The 14,136-nt window shown below is 34.7% G+C and carries 12 protein-coding genes and 1 tRNA gene; 3 read left to right on the top strand and 10 right to left on the bottom strand.

The window, feature by feature from the left end:
* The 7 genes from E5D58_RS01640 to E5D58_RS01610 all read right to left on the bottom strand — a co-directional run bounded on the left by E5D58_RS01640 (position 1) and on the right by E5D58_RS01610 (position 6,879).
* The gene (locus E5D58_RS01640) at positions 1-642 is read right to left on the bottom strand and encodes a hypothetical protein (RefSeq protein WP_136480084.1); all 642 of its coding nucleotides are present in this window, start codon (positions 640-642) and stop codon (positions 1-3) included.
* Position 643: 1 nt separating this feature from the next.
* Entirely contained in the window at positions 644-1,996 is a 1,353-nt protein-coding gene (locus E5D58_RS01635) for a methylmalonyl-CoA mutase subunit beta (RefSeq protein WP_136480083.1), read from the bottom strand.
* Positions 1,989-2,312, bottom strand: coding sequence for an FtsB family cell division protein (locus E5D58_RS01630; protein WP_136480082.1), 324 nt, complete (start codon positions 2,310-2,312; stop codon positions 1,989-1,991). The genes E5D58_RS01635 and E5D58_RS01630 overlap by 8 nt, the downstream gene beginning before the upstream one ends.
* Positions 2,313-2,315: 3 nt before the next feature.
* Complete coding sequence (gene udk, locus E5D58_RS01625) at positions 2,316-2,921, bottom strand: uridine kinase (RefSeq protein WP_136480081.1); 606 nt, start codon at positions 2,919-2,921, stop codon at positions 2,316-2,318.
* A 96-nt stretch (positions 2,922-3,017) separates the two neighbouring features.
* Positions 3,018-3,428: a c-type cytochrome gene (locus tag E5D58_RS01620; RefSeq protein WP_168796607.1), complete on the bottom strand. Its 411-nt coding sequence runs from the start codon at positions 3,426-3,428 to the stop codon at positions 3,018-3,020.
* 2 nt (positions 3,429-3,430) lie between these two features.
* Positions 3,431-4,558, bottom strand: a complete 1,128-nt coding sequence (locus tag E5D58_RS01615; protein ID WP_136480080.1) for a PQQ-dependent sugar dehydrogenase — start codon at positions 4,556-4,558, stop codon at positions 3,431-3,433.
* A gap of 20 nt (positions 4,559-4,578) precedes the next feature.
* On the bottom strand, positions 4,579-6,879 hold the full coding sequence (locus tag E5D58_RS01610; protein ID WP_136480079.1) for a TonB-dependent receptor family protein: 2,301 nt from the start codon (positions 6,877-6,879) through the stop codon (positions 4,579-4,581).
* 142 nt (positions 6,880-7,021) lie between these two features.
* Here E5D58_RS01610 and E5D58_RS01605 point away from each other — a divergent pair.
* Positions 7,022-7,096, top strand: a tRNA-Pro gene (locus E5D58_RS01605).
* Between the two features lie 43 nt (positions 7,097-7,139).
* Here the strand turns inward: E5D58_RS01605 and E5D58_RS01600 are convergent.
* The 3 genes from E5D58_RS01600 to E5D58_RS01590 are packed head-to-tail and all read right to left on the bottom strand — an operon-like array spanning position 7,140 to position 10,364.
* Positions 7,140-8,132 (bottom strand): lipid A-modifier LpxR family protein, encoded by a 993-nt coding sequence (locus E5D58_RS01600; RefSeq protein WP_136480078.1) that lies wholly within the window; start codon positions 8,130-8,132, stop codon positions 7,140-7,142.
* Between the two features lie 2 nt (positions 8,133-8,134).
* Positions 8,135-9,046 carry a GYDIA family GHMP kinase gene (locus E5D58_RS01595; RefSeq protein WP_136480077.1) on the bottom strand — a complete coding sequence of 304 codons (912 nt, stop codon included), beginning with the start codon at positions 9,044-9,046 and terminating at the stop codon, positions 8,135-8,137.
* Positions 9,036-10,364 (bottom strand): hydroxymethylglutaryl-CoA reductase, degradative, encoded by a 1,329-nt coding sequence (locus tag E5D58_RS01590; protein ID WP_136480076.1) that lies wholly within the window; start codon positions 10,362-10,364, stop codon positions 9,036-9,038. Before E5D58_RS01590 ends, E5D58_RS01595 begins: the two co-directional genes overlap by 11 nt.
* A gap of 150 nt (positions 10,365-10,514) precedes the next feature.
* Here E5D58_RS01590 and E5D58_RS01585 point away from each other — a divergent pair, with 150 nt between their 5' ends.
* Together E5D58_RS01585 and E5D58_RS01580 are read left to right on the top strand one after the other, a co-directional pair.
* Positions 10,515-12,713, top strand: coding sequence for a S9 family peptidase (locus E5D58_RS01585; protein ID WP_136480075.1), 2,199 nt, complete (start codon positions 10,515-10,517; stop codon positions 12,711-12,713).
* Between the two features lie 24 nt (positions 12,714-12,737).
* Positions 12,738-14,132, top strand: a complete 1,395-nt coding sequence (locus E5D58_RS01580) for a peptide MFS transporter (protein WP_136480074.1) — start codon at positions 12,738-12,740, stop codon at positions 14,130-14,132.
* Positions 14,133-14,136 lie beyond the last annotated feature (4 nt).

The following is a 14,136-nucleotide window of genomic DNA, read 5'->3' as shown; positions in this document are numbered from 1 at the left end:
TTATGGGTTTTGAGGAACCTTGTTAAAGTCAACTTTAGGTTCTGGTTTGTTTAAATTGATTTTAGACAAGTCAAGTTCAAAAAGGTTTGAATAATATAAGTCTAAGGCGATATAAAGTGCTAAATATTTATCGCTCATAGCATTTCTGTATTTTGAAATTAACGGCGTTCCAAATAGCTTTGGACTCATACTGTTAGTGGTTATAAGTGCATTAAGGGTTGTTTTTAAATTCTCGTCTTTTAAACTTGTAGCGATGCAGGTTAAAGGTTTTCCAGAATAATTTAAATGGCTTTTTGTGTTTGCGGCGTCCCATAAATCGCTTTCCGTTTTTAAAGCTTCAAATACATCTATGGTGTGCTTTGTTACAACATCTTCCAACTTAATTCTATTATAAATGGCTTCTCTTAGAAACTGCGAATAACTTTGTGCCAAAGTATTATTGGCTCTTTTTTGTTGATAATATTTTAAAATATCATCTTCAAAACTGTAGAGAGCCTCATTGTATAGAGGAGCGTTTATGCCTTCGCAAGAAATTACTTGGGGCTTATCGGTATATTGGTAATCTGAAAATGTATTTTGCTGTTTACAGTTAAATAGTACCAGCGCGAAAATAAAAGTAAAAAGTGTAAATTTTAAGTTCATTTTAATGTTCATTTTTTAATCGGGTTTGTTCTAAATATTCTGCTAATCGTTTTTCTATTATAGGTTCTATTAATGTTTTTCTGGAGTTATGTTTAACAAAGGGATAAAGTTCTAATTGCTCCTTCATTTTGTCATTAGGGTTAGGGAATTTATTCGTGCCAACCAAAATATCTTCTTGGTTGTTAAATAGCTTCTGTTCCTTAAGGGCACTGTCCTTAATTTTTCTTTGAATGGTTCCGTCTTTTAGCTGTTTTAAATAACCTCCTCCAGATTCTATATTTTTAAATAGAGTTAATGCTTTTTCCGCTAATTGGGTTGTTAAACGCTCTATGTAGTAGGCGCCATCGGCAGGGTTGTCAACCTTGTTAAAGTAGCTTTCATGCTTTAAAATTAATAATTGGTTTCTCGATATACGCTCTCCAAATTCATGATCCTTACGATAAATGGCATCATAGGGTAAATTTGATACCAAATTGGCGCCACCCAGAATGGCACTCATGCATTCTGTAGTGGTTCTAAGCATGTTTGTATGGTTGTCGTAAATAGTTTTATTCCTTTTTGTTGGGAAGGCCATAATCTTGCAGTTTTCACTTAGATTGTACGCTCTTGCTAAAGAAGCCCAAAGTACGCGAAGTGCTCTAAGTTTTGCTATTTCAAAAAAATAATTGGTGCCAACCGATACCTGGAATATAATGGTATCAAGGTTGGTAACCTTCTCAAGAAGATTTAAGTATTCGTTTGCATGAGCTAAACTATAAGCAAGTTGCTGAACTATAGTTGCTCCTGCATTCTGGTATAATGTGGTATTTATGCTGATTGAGGTTGTTTGGTTGAATACCGACTGAAAACTAAAAAAGTCGCTTTTTAAATTTTCTAACCAACTACCGGTTTTAGCAAGACCTCCAATAATATCAATGTTAATAATAGCATTGGGGACTATTGTTAATATGGTTTTTGTATATGTTTCAGATAGAAAAGAAAGATTAAAGGTTAAAAGGACGGTCTTCGTATCTATATTCTTGATTAATTCTTGAATGGAAATATCTGGGGATGCAATAATAAACTGAATACTTTCTACGCCTTGCGAAATGGCATGATTAGCTTTTTTGTTGGCGTTTGGGACCTTGGTAACATGTATGGATTCATAAATTTTCCAAGATGTGGCTTTGGTATTTGAAACAGGAGGGTAATCCTTAAAATCATCCGAGTGATAAAATGGCTTAACAGAAATATCTTCATTGGTATGCCAAATAAGGGTGTCATTATAGCTAGCTCCTTTTAAATCGCACTGAATTTTCTGCTTCCATTGTTTTGCAGATACAGTATGAAATTCCTTAAATAAGTCGTTATTCATCTGATTCTGTTTTTAAGCTATCTTCATATTCAATAATAAAAATTTCTTCATTTTCGCGCTTCATATAATATGCTTCTCTGGCAAATTTTTCCATACCTTCCTCGGTACTAAGCTTTTTTAAGTCTTTTTTGTCTTTTTCTATTTCCTTTCTGTAGTATTCTTTTTCATGTTCTAAGTCGTTTATCTCGGTATTAAGTTCGTTATGAATTAACCAAGAATTAGCATCGAAGAAAAGCATCCAAATAACAAAAACGACCGAAATAAGAATAAATATATTCTTAAAAGGTTTTAGGTATTTGCTCCTATTTATTCTCATAGCTTATAACTTTTCGGCGATGATAGTTTTAACAATATCAACGGCCACTTTATTGCGTTTATTATTAGGTATTATAATATCTGCATATTCTTTTGTGGGTTCAATGAATTGATTGTGCATGGGTTTTAAGGTGTTTTGATATCTGTCTAAAACCTCGTCTAAATCTCTGCCTCGTTCAGCAATATCGCGTTTTAGTCTTCTTATTAAGCGCTCATCACTATCGGCATGAACAAATATTTTAATATCAAACAAATCACGTAACAAAGGGTTGGTTAAAATTAAAATACCTTCTATAATAATAACTTTTCTTGGTCTTGTTAACAGGGTGTCACCAGTTCTGTTGTGCTTTACAAAAGAATATATAGGCTGCTCAATGCTATGCCCGTTTTTGAGACTTTTAAGATGTTGTGTAAGCAATTCAAAGTCTATGGATCTGGGGTGGTCAAAATTAATATTTACGCGCTCATTATACGTTAAATGAGACGTGTCTTTATAATATGAATCTTGCGATATCACACCCACTTGGCCTTCCGGAAGTTCGTTTATTATTCTATTAACCACCGTAGTTTTGCCACAACCTGTGCCGCCAGCAATTCCTATTGTTAACATTATTTATTGGTTTAATTTGGGCTAGTAACTAAAAAAACATTGAGCCAGACTAGTACAAAGTTAATTAAATGTAAAAACGAAAAAAACTGCGCAGACTTATTTTTTTATGGCAGCGACTGCTTCAGTAGTAATCATGTCTTTGTTTTTGTTGCCCCAGCTGTTTGTGACGTAGTTCATCACGTCTGCTATTTCGTCATCATCTAAACCCATGGGTTGCATAAAACCATTATAGGTTTTACCATTAACTACAATTTCATCATTTTGCCCGAATTTAACACCTCGAATACTAGCCTCTATATTATTCATTAAATAATCTGATTTGGCAAGTGGCGGGAAAACATTTTCAACACCCTTACCATCAGGCAAGTGACATTGCATACAGAAATCTTCATAGATTTCACTGCCACGAGATATGCTTTCTGCTAAGGGGTCTTGCGGTGCTAAATCAAATTTAACGATTGATGATGATATAACAAGCGTTATAAAGCTGATTACTGATAGTTTCATAATTACTGTTTTTTAGGAATAATTTTTACAATACCAGTTCCTTCCATGCTAAAATAAATATAGCCATCTGGTGCTTGTCTTACATTTCTAACATCTTGTGTATTTTCAAACAATTTTTCACGTTTAATTACCTTATTGTCTTGAAGTACTAAACGTTCTAAGTATTTAAACTTTAAGGAGCCAACAAGTAAATCACCTTTCCATTCTGGATATTTATCAGACGTAACGAATGTCATACCACAAGGCGCTATAGACGGTGTCCAATAAAAAACAGGTTGCTCCATACCTTCTTTTTCCGTAATATCAGTAAATTTTGTACCACTGTAGTTTACGCCATAAGAAATGACAGGCCATCCATAATTTTTGCCTTTTTCAATAATATTAATCTCATCCCCTCCTTTTGGTCCGTGTTCATGTTCCCAAAGAACTCCTGTTTCAGGGTGTATTACAAGACCTTGAGGGTTTCTGTGGCCATAACTATAAATGGCTTTTTTTGCATTGTTAATGTCTACAAAAGGATTGTCGTCAGGGATTCGGCCATCATCAAATAATCTATAAATTTTCCCGCCATCTTTTGTAATATCTTGCGGATTTACATCACGTTGACCGCGTTCTCCAATCGAAAAATATAAATAACCTGCATGGTCAAACTCAATACGAGAGCCCCAGTGCTGACCTTTTTTTGTATTGGGAACAGCTTTGTATAGTAATTCTTTGTTAGTCAACTTGTTACCGTTTAATTTGGCACGCATAATAGCCGTATGCCCACCTTCCTCTTTACCCTCTGGAGAAGCGTATGACAGATAAATCCAGCCGTTTTCTTTATATCTTGGATGCAATTCAACATCTAACAATCCGCCTTGGCCACGAACATAAATCTCGGGTAAGTCTTCAATAACTGTTTTTAATCCATCCTGAAAAAGAAAAAGCGAACCTGATTTTTCTGTAAACAGGATGCTATCGTCTGGTAAGAATACCATGCCCCAAGGATTGGTTAATTCTGGTATAACTACCTCAAGTTCATAATTCATAGTTTCAGGTGCATCTGCTTTTATTTCAGATTCGGCTGGTTGAGCACATGAAACTAATGTAATTGTTAAAAAAAACAGAGTACTTATAAAGTTTTTCATTGTTGGTAATTTAGTTTTACTTAGAATTTAAGACCTAAATTGATGCCGCCGTAATAGTTAACTGGGTTACCAGGATAATAATATCTTGGCGCATTGCCACCAAAACTTGATGCATTTATTAATACCTGGGATGCATAGGCTTCATCAAAGATATTATTTATACCTAAAAAAACATTAATATTTATACTTTTGTTAAGAATCCTTTTAAAGCCTAATTTACAGTTTGTTAGGCTGTAGCTTTTCGTGTAAATATTGTTGCTATCTGTTATTGGAATTTGTCCTACATACTGATGAGTGACGTTTGCATAGACACCTTCTCGCGACTCGCATACAAAGCCAATGTTAAAAACCTCTGCAGGAACACCAGTTAAATCGTTTCCAGAGTAATCAGCATCGTCATCAATAAATTCTTTGAACGAAAAGGCGTTTAGTGTATAGCTTAAAAAAGAATCTAGTGTTACAGTGCTAGTATTAATTATGTTATAATTCATATTTAATTCAAGACCATCATGTTGGGTTCTTCCGGCATTAATACCAATAAATTCGTCTAAATCTGTACGTCGCGGAACCAAGAGATTCTTTACATCCATACGAAATATAGAAGCCTGAAAGTTTAATTTGTTATTGATTAATGTACCTCGTGTGCCCAGTTCATAATTCCATCCAGTCTCAGGTTTAATGTTGTTGTTTATAAGGCCATTGGGGAGCAGTGTTTCTTCCAAAGAAATAGGGGAGAAGCCATGACTAACATTTGAGTAGATACTTAGCTTATCTGTAATTTCATATGAAACACCAAATTTTGGAGAGGCTATAATATTGAACTTAAAGTCTCCGGATTGATCAGGGTTTTCTGAAGTAGCAGGAAAACGATCTTCTAGACTAAAAAAAGTTTGATTCATGTTTATCCCAAAAACAAGAGTTGTTTTAGCGCTTATTGCATAGTTTGAATCTAAGAAGAAATTGTAATAGGAGCGCTGCTCTTTATAATTGGATAAGGCATCACCTTTTACGCTTCCTGTGCCAGGGGGAAAATCTTGATATAAATTTTGAAAGGTTTGATGTTTGTATTGGTCATTGAAAATTTCAAAACCTACAACATAATTGAGGGTGTTTTCAAAGAGGTTGAACTTACTTGCTATTTTAGTTCTTAATCCTAACGCTCTTGTATTTTCTTCTAAAATATTAAACGGCCTTGCCTCATAAGCATCTCTTAATGATGAAAACAAACTAGTAACTTGTTTGGTTTTAAAACTATAATCATGTTCCCAAGATAATCCTATGATGCCTCTTTTGAAATCTTCATGACCTTTTGCGTTCTTCCATGAAAATGCCGCCGATTGAGGATTGTTTCGGTAATCATCTTCATTTAAGGAGCTGGGGATAAAGGCCTTCAAATCTACATAGCTAAAGAGTAATGATATTTGATTGCTTCCATTAATAAAGTGATTGGAGCTAAAGGTAAATGTTTGTCTGTCATAATTATTGTTTTCACGATATCCATCGCTATGCGTAATGCTATAAATTGTACTTATATCTTCTTTTTTGGAGCCATAGTTAAAGCTTAAAAGACCTTTTAGTAAACCAAAAGACCCAGCACTTAGTTCGCTTGCTGCTTTAGCCATGTTGAATTGTCCATTTTTTGGTGTAATATGTATGGTTCCGCCTAATCCTGCTCCATAGGCAGTTGAACCAGCTCCTTTTATTATTTCAAATTTTGAAATAGCACCTAATTCAAAATCTTCTATACTCGTTTCTCCACTGCCATTTGTTAAAGGAATGTCCTTAAAGTATGCTCTTAGCTTCGCTGTACCAAATAAATTTCTGGAACCAATCCCCCTAATAGTTATCCTATTTGTGTTTAAAGCTCCTGTCTGCATAAAGATTCCTGATGCTCTGTTAAGGGTTTGAGGCATATCCACATTATTACCCAGATCAATATCATATGCAGAGATTAAACTTAAGGAATTTACCGATTTTTTTAGTTTAGTAGGAATTTGATTAGAATTAACAATTACTTCATTTAATTGTGCTGGATTTTTTTGAAGTTCCACAATTTGTAATTTTGAATCATTGATGTTTTGATGTTTTAAAATATACCCGTCTTTTTTGAACACGTATTTACCTGGGGTAGCCGTTGTAAAACTACCGTTATAATTTGTGAATGTCGTATCTTTAGTAGATTGATTAATTATGGTTACCTTGGGTAAAACAAATTTATCTTCTTGGTCTATTATCCTAATTGTATTCAACTCTTGACTATGACTTAATAGACTTATTAGGAATAATATGAAGAGTAATGGTTTTAAAGTATGGGTAGTCATTTAAGGACGTCTAAATATTAATTGAAGATACAATTTTAAGCAAGAATAGTTAAATAGGGTTTTAGTTAAAAAAAATAAAAAATAAGAATAGGGTAATTGATAAAAAGATATATATTTGCATCCCGTTAGAGATAACCAGAATCGGGGTGTAGCGTAGCCCGGTTATCGCGCCGCGTTTGGGACGCGGAGGTCGCAGGTTCGAATCCTGCCACCCCGACAAAAACCTCATGAATCATTTGATTGATGAGTTTTTTTTGTGTTTAAAACCGGTACTTAAAATCTATTTTACCATATATGTGTTGAGCCCCTTTGTTAACTTTGCCAAAAGTAAAAATGTTATCATAACTCAGGGAAACGCGATTAAAACTTATGAATATACCATTCGATATGGTGGTATGGAAATTGTTGATATTATCTAAAGCGTAAGGAAAGTCGTTGTTAAAAAGGTTGCCCTGAGCCGTTCCGTTAAACAGAGCAAAGGTGCCGGCAAAGGAACTTCTGAAGAAAATTTCTTTAACCTGAAGCGGTGCTAAAAGGTGGTTATTGAAAACAGATGACTTTGAAATTGATTCGAATTTACCTATTCTTAGTCCAATTAAAGGAGAAGCGTCGATATATAGATTGCCAAAGCGGGCTTCACCAGATGTGTAAACATCAAACCAATCAGCAAAATTATGAAGGGTGTATGCGCCTTGAATATTAAAGTTAATAATGACCTGATCGGGTATTTGATATTCCCAACCTTCCACTTCATCGCTAGTAGGTAATTGACTGTGTAACCAATTTTGAATTTCTTGGGCAAAGGCAGATGGTCCCATAACTCCAAGAAGCAACTCAGTTTTTACAAAGGAACGTTTAAATATGTAGTTGGCTTCAAGAGTGCCATAAAGTAGACCTGCAAAAGGCCTTTCAAAGGAAAGTGAATCTGAAGCTATAGTGAGGCCGTCATAAGATTGTCTGGTTGGAGTGTAACCTTCGGATCGCAGCCCAAAACTAAAGAAATAATCGTTTTTCTTTTTAAACCAGTTTTGTAAACCAAGAAAATGAGGTGTCTTTAAGTAAAACTTTGGGCCAATACCAAATGTATAATACCTATCGAGATTATCCCAAAGAGCAAAGGCATCATTGTCTGACGAAATTTCAACGGCATATCTTGGTGTTTTATCCACCTGAGCATATCCATTTTGAATACCTGTAGCGCAACAAAAGCAAAGAAAAATACTAATTTTTATGAAAATATTATAGTTAAACATGCCTATAGTATCATGTCGGTAAACGGAATAACTGTTTTAAAACCTTTTGCATGAAAATAAGACCTTGGGTCTTCTTTAGAAGTAGCCAATACAAAGTCACCTCCCCAAGCTCCTAAACTTTTAATTTGCCCTTTAAAATCATTAAACAATAGAGATTTTACAGGTGTTTGATTGGTAACGTTTGCAATTAATACTTCGTGCTTTGCTACTAGTTTTTCAAATTCTTCTAGTGTTTCGGCTTCAATCATTTTTGCTGTGATCTCGTTTATGTCAGGAAGAACATCAGAAATATTTTCCTTCTTACTTTGATAAGACGCTATGCCATCTCGACTATTTTGTTTTTTATTTAAATGAATAAAGTATAAGTGTTGAATAAAGCTAGGGTTAAAATTTACTTTGTTTACAATTGGCAAGTTATTTTCAATACGGTATGTGATCGCTGAATTATTTTGGGCACAGGCAATATCGTAACCGCTACCGCCAAATGTATTACTTAGTAGTTCATAAGAATTCACTTTTGCCCATTGCCCAATATTATTTATTAAAGTTGATGAGGTGCCTAAGCCCCAATTGGTGGGAAATGTTAATGAAGTTTCAATTCGTAATCCATCTTGAGTCTTTAAAAATTCAGGGTTCAATTGCATCGCTGCATTAAGTATCTGTTCCAGCCGTTTGGAGGCCTCATTGTTATGCAAACTAAAAACCTGATTGTCTCTATATTCAAAGATATCTTGAAACCAAATGTTCCCATTATGGTCGTAGCTTTTCCATTTTATGAGCGATTCATTATGGGTTTTTACATCTAATGATTGCCCAAATTTAGTTGGTAACGCTAAAGCTTTGGCGCCATCTAATACCACATATTCACCAGAAATAAGTAGTTTACCATGGCTGTAAAAGTGTTTACTTTTCAATGTTTTGTCTTAGTTTATTTAAGGCTTCAATCACCGCATTGTGAGATACTGTTTGATCCTTAAAATAAGTCGTTAAAGTTTGTTTTTCGTCTTTGGTAGCTTCAAACTGATTTAAAATATTCATTAAATGCATTTTCATGTGGCCTTGTTGAATACCAGTGGTAGTAAGGGATCGTAAAGCAGCAAAGTTTTGTGCCAATCCGGCTACGGCTACTATTTCCATAAGTTCTTTTGCAGAAGGGTTATGTAGCATTTCTAAAGCAAGTTTTACTAATGGGTGTAACCCTGTAAGACCGCCAACAGTTCCCAGAGCTAAAGGTATTTCTGTCCAAAATTTAAAAATGCCATTCTCAATTTTGGCATGCGTTAAACTACTGTATTGACCATTTCTAGCAGCATACGCATGCACACCAGCTTCAACGGCTCTAAAGTCATTACCTGTTGCTAAAATAACGGCGTCAATACCGTTCATAACACCTTTATTGTGGGTAACCGCTCTGTAAGGTTCTACCTCCGCAATATTTACAGCCTGAACAAACTTTTTTGCAAAGGCATCTCCTGATATTCCATTACTTTCTGCAAGTTCTTCCACTTTGCAACTCACTTCGGCTCTTACCAAACAGTTAGGAACATAGTTTGATAAAATACTCATGATAATATCAATTTGCCTTTCATTTTCAGAAAACACCTTGTAGTCTAAAGCTTCAGATTTTAAGGTTTTAGCAAACTGTTCTAAACAAGAATTTATAAAGTTAGCACCCATAGCATCAAGCGTTTCAAAAGATACATGAAGTTGGTAGTAGTTTGGGATATCGGTTGTTTTGTTTCTCAATTCAATAGAAACAATTCCACCACCACGCTTGGTCATATTTTTAGTGATGTTTTCAGAATCGGAATATAGCTTTGGTTTTATATGATTAAAAAAAGCTTCAAGTTTTTTAAAATCACCTAAAAAAGAAAAGTGAACCTGACCAATTTTTGTTGTTGAAATTACCTTGGTTTTAAAGCCACCTCTATCAAGCCAAAATTTTGCAGCTTTACTGGCTGCAGCAACAACAGAGCTTTCTTCTATCGCCATAGGGATGGTGTACATCCTGTTATTAATTAAAAAATTAGGAGCCACCCCCAAGGGTAAGTAATAGTTGGTTATTGTATTTTCTATAAACTCATCATGGAGTTGTTGTAGTTTTTCATCACTATTCCAGTATTGTTTTAAAACATTTTTAGCAGTTTCACCATTAGAAAAATAAGTGTCAACAATCCAGTCAATTTTCTTTGATTTTGACAATTTTGAAAAGCCGGCAATAGATTTACTCATAGATTTTAATTTGTAACGCAAAGATACTATCTTGGTATTAATTTGTAATGAAATCTTTTAAAATCGGGCCATTTAAGTGTTAATAAATGTGTTTTTTTGAAGAATTTTTAGTAATCTTGACATCGCTTTATGAAATAAATATTTTTTTTGATGAAATACTTAAAATTCTCCTTTTGTGTTTGTCTTTTTATAACTTCATTAATATCTGCGCAAACTAAGGAAATTACTCTAGAAGACATTTGGAAGAACGGAACTTTTAGACAACAATATTTGGATGTTTTGCATTCCATGAAAAACGGCAAACAGTATTCAGTATTAAATTTTGATAGAGTTAGCAGGAGTACTTCTATTGATGTATATGATTATAAAACTTTGGAAAAAACGCATACTATTGTAAGTTCCAAAGATTTAGAGGCTATGCCTTATTTTATTAGTTACACATTTAGTAGCGATGAGCAAAAAGTGATTCTAACCTCGGATGAGGAATCTATTTATAGAAGGTCTTCTCAAGGACATTACTTTGTTTATAATGTACAAACAAAAACCTTAGAATTAATTTCTGAGGATAGGATTCAAGAGCCAACATTTTCGCCAGATGGTACTAAGCTGGCTTTTGCAAAAGAGAATAATTTGTTTATAAAGGACTTAAACAGTGGTAATATAACACAAATAACCTTTGATGGGGAGAAGAACAAGATTATAAATGGTATTGCAGATTGGGTATATGAAGAAGAATTTTCTATCGTAAAGGCTTTCGATTGGAATACTGCGGGTAATAAAATAGCTTTTATAAGGTTTGATGAAACTGAGGTACCGGAGTTTTCTATGGATGTTTATGGTGAAGGATTATACCAAACACAAGAAGTTTTTAAATACCCAAAGGCTGGAGAGTCTAATGCAGAAGTGTCTTTGCATGTTTACGACCTAAATTTAGATACCCTTACCGAATTAAAGCCCACTAGGGATTATAATGATTTTTATATTCCGAGAATTAAATGGACCAATAATACCAATGTGCTTAGTGCGCAATATGTAAATAGACACCAAAATGAATTAGACCTTTGGATGTTTAATACCAAAGAGAATATCGCCAGTTTGGTACTCCAGGATAAAGACAAAGCTTATGTTGAAGTAACTGATTACCTTACCTTTTTAGAGGACAATAGTTTTATTTGGACCAGTGAGCAAGATGGCTATAATCATATTTATCATTACAAAAGCGATGGAAAATTAATCACTCAGGTTACAAAGGGTAATTGGGAGGTTACAGATTATTATGGTTTTGACGAGAAGAATAAAACCGTATTTTACCAATCTGTAGAAAACGGTTCTATCAACAGAGATGTTTACGCTATAAAATTGAATGGTCGAAATAAGACCAGATTAACAAAGAACGGGGGAACCAATGCAGCCGATTTTAGTGCAGATTTCTCCTTTTTTATTAACACGCACTCCAGTGCAAAGTCTCCCACAAGCTATACACTTCATAAAGCAAAGACGGGTGAGTTAGTTAAAAAAATAAAAGATAATTCAAATGTTGCAGAGACCATTAAAGACTATGCGTTTTCTAAAAAAGATTTTGGCACATTAAATGTTAATGGGCAGGAATTGAATATGTGGACTATAAAACCAAATGATTTTGATGAAACGAAGGAGTATCCTCTACTTATGGCACAGTATTCAGGGCCAGGGTCTCAAGAAGTGGCCAATCAATGGTATAGTGCAAATGATTACTGGTATCAATTATTGGCGCAAGAAGGGATTGTTGTAGTTTGTATAGATGGTAGAGGAACTGGTTTTAAAGGCGCAGAGTTTAAAAAGATAACCCAAAATGAGCTAGGGAAGTACGAGGTGCAAGATCAAATTCAGGCAGCTAAGCAATTAGGGGAATTACCCTATATAGACAGCGAAAGAATCGGAATATGGGGTTGGAGTTATGGTGGTTTTATGAGTAGTAATTGCTTGTTTCAAGGCAATGACGTGTTCTCCATGGCTATTGCCGTGGCACCCGTAACGAGCTGGCGTTTCTATGATACCATTTACACAGAACGTTATTTAACAACACCTCAAGAAAACCCATCAGGTTATGATGATAACTCTCCTTTAAATCATGTAAACAAACTAAAAGGGGATTTTTTATTGGTACATGGTTCGGCAGATGATAATGTGCATGTTCAAAATACCATGCGGCTTGCAGAAGCCTTAATTCAAGCCGATAAACCTTTTGAATGGGCTATTTATCCCGATAAAAACCATGGTATTTATGGGGGTAATACTAGGTTACACCTATTTAAAAAAATGACACATTTTATTAAGGATTCTTTTGAACTATCAAAAGACAATAAATAGTAGACAATTAACTTAAGAAGATTTATGGCAAATTCAACAACAATTAAGCAAAAGGAATTATTTGGGCATCCTGTAGGGCTGTATGTGCTATTCTTTACAGAGATGTGGGAGCGCTTTTCTTATTATGGAATGCGTGCTATTTTAGTTTTATACCTTGTAGCTGAAACTCAAAGTCAAAATGCCGGACTTGGTTGGTCGAATGGGGAAGCGCTTTCTCTTTATGGAACTTATACCATGTTGGTATATGTCATGTCTATCCCAGGAGGATGGATTGCAGATAAATTTTTAGGTCAAAAGAAATCTGTGTTGTATGGAGGTATTTTGTTGGTTTTAGGCCATAGTATATTGGCTATTGAGGAAATGTGGGCTTTTTATTCAGGGCTAGGCCTTATTATAGCAGGTGTTGGAATGCTTAAGCCAAACATTTCAACAATGGTTGGAGGGCTTTACAAACAAGGTGATATTAGAAGAGATAAAGGATTTACCATTTTCTATATAGGAATTAATGTTGGAGCCTTTTTATCCAGTCTTATTGTTGGGTATGTTGGAGAAGTTCATGGATGGCATTATGGTTTCGGATTGGCAGGAATAGGGATGGCTCTTGGTTTAATTCAGTATGTAATAGGACAGAAACATTTGGCTCATGTGGGGAATTTTCTTGGAACATCAGACAACCAAGAAGATAAAGAAGCTATGGATAAGCCTTTAACAAAGATTGAAAAGGATAGGGTAATTGTGCTGTTTATTTCGTTTTTATTGGTTATCGTGTTCTGGGGAGCCTTTGAGCAAGCTGGGGGATTAATGAATATTTACGCTATGGAAAATACTAATCGTATGCTCATGGGGTGGGAAGTTCCTGCTTCTTGGTTTCAATCCTTAAATGCTATGTTTATTATTTTTCTTGGAACATCGGTAGCGTTATTTTGGGCAAACAGAAAGTTAAAAGGAAAAGTGTCAACATCCCTATTTAAAATGATTGTAGGGCTGATTATAATGGGAACTGGGTTCTTTTTCATGTCGGCTGCTTCTTCGCAGTTTGAAAGTACAGGGGCGTCAGCAATGTATTGGTTAGTTTTAGCCTATTTATTTCATACGGTTGGTGAATTATGTATTTCGCCAGTGGCATTATCTTACATAACAAAATTAGCTCCAGTTAAATATGCATCCTTAATGATGGGGGTTTACTTTGCTATGACTGGTTTTGGTAATAAGTTAGCTGGATTACTTGGTGAATCGGCAGAGGGTTTAGGAGAGTTTACTGTATTTACAGGTATTGCTGTTTTTTGTGTGGCATTTGGGGTGTTAGTTTTATTGTTTAGAAATAAATTAGAAAAACTTACGCATGGGGCTGAAGATAATGAGCGAAATGTAGAGGATGAATTAACCGAAGGCTTTGAATTAGCAGATATAGAAAACTAAAAAT

The organism is Cognatitamlana onchidii (assembly GCF_004804355.1).
Lineage (GTDB): Bacteria > Bacteroidota > Bacteroidia > Flavobacteriales > Flavobacteriaceae > Cognatitamlana > Cognatitamlana onchidii.
The sequence above is the reverse complement of the archived record's forward strand: the minus strand, read 5'-3'. Positions and strand labels throughout refer to the sequence as shown.

Excerpts from the sequence above, each read along its gene's own strand:
- E5D58_RS01640 (WP_136480084.1), bottom strand. The coding sequence starts at position 642 with ATGAACTTAAAATTTACACTTTTTACTTTTATTTTCGCGCTGGTACTA.
- E5D58_RS01635 (WP_136480083.1), bottom strand. The coding sequence starts at position 1,996 with ATGAATAACGACTTATTTAAGGAATTTCATACTGTATCTGCAAAACAA.
- E5D58_RS01630 (WP_136480082.1), bottom strand. The coding sequence starts at position 2,312 with ATGAGAATAAATAGGAGCAAATACCTAAAACCTTTTAAGAATATATTT.
- udk (WP_136480081.1), bottom strand. The coding sequence starts at position 2,921 with ATGTTAACAATAGGAATTGCTGGCGGCACAGGTTGTGGCAAAACTACG.
- E5D58_RS01620 (WP_168796607.1), bottom strand. The coding sequence starts at position 3,428 with ATGAAACTATCAGTAATCAGCTTTATAACGCTTGTTATATCATCATCA.
- E5D58_RS01615 (WP_136480080.1), bottom strand. The coding sequence starts at position 4,558 with ATGAAAAACTTTATAAGTACTCTGTTTTTTTTAACAATTACATTAGTT.
- E5D58_RS01610 (WP_136480079.1), bottom strand. The coding sequence starts at position 6,879 with ATGACTACCCATACTTTAAAACCATTACTCTTCATATTATTCCTAATA.
- E5D58_RS01600 (WP_136480078.1), bottom strand. The coding sequence starts at position 8,132 with ATGTTTAACTATAATATTTTCATAAAAATTAGTATTTTTCTTTGCTTT.
- E5D58_RS01590 (WP_136480076.1), bottom strand. The coding sequence starts at position 10,364 with ATGAGTAAATCTATTGCCGGCTTTTCAAAATTGTCAAAATCAAAGAAA.
- E5D58_RS01585 (WP_136480075.1), top strand. The coding sequence starts at position 10,515 with ATGAAATACTTAAAATTCTCCTTTTGTGTTTGTCTTTTTATAACTTCA.
- E5D58_RS01580 (WP_136480074.1), top strand. The coding sequence starts at position 12,738 with ATGGCAAATTCAACAACAATTAAGCAAAAGGAATTATTTGGGCATCCT.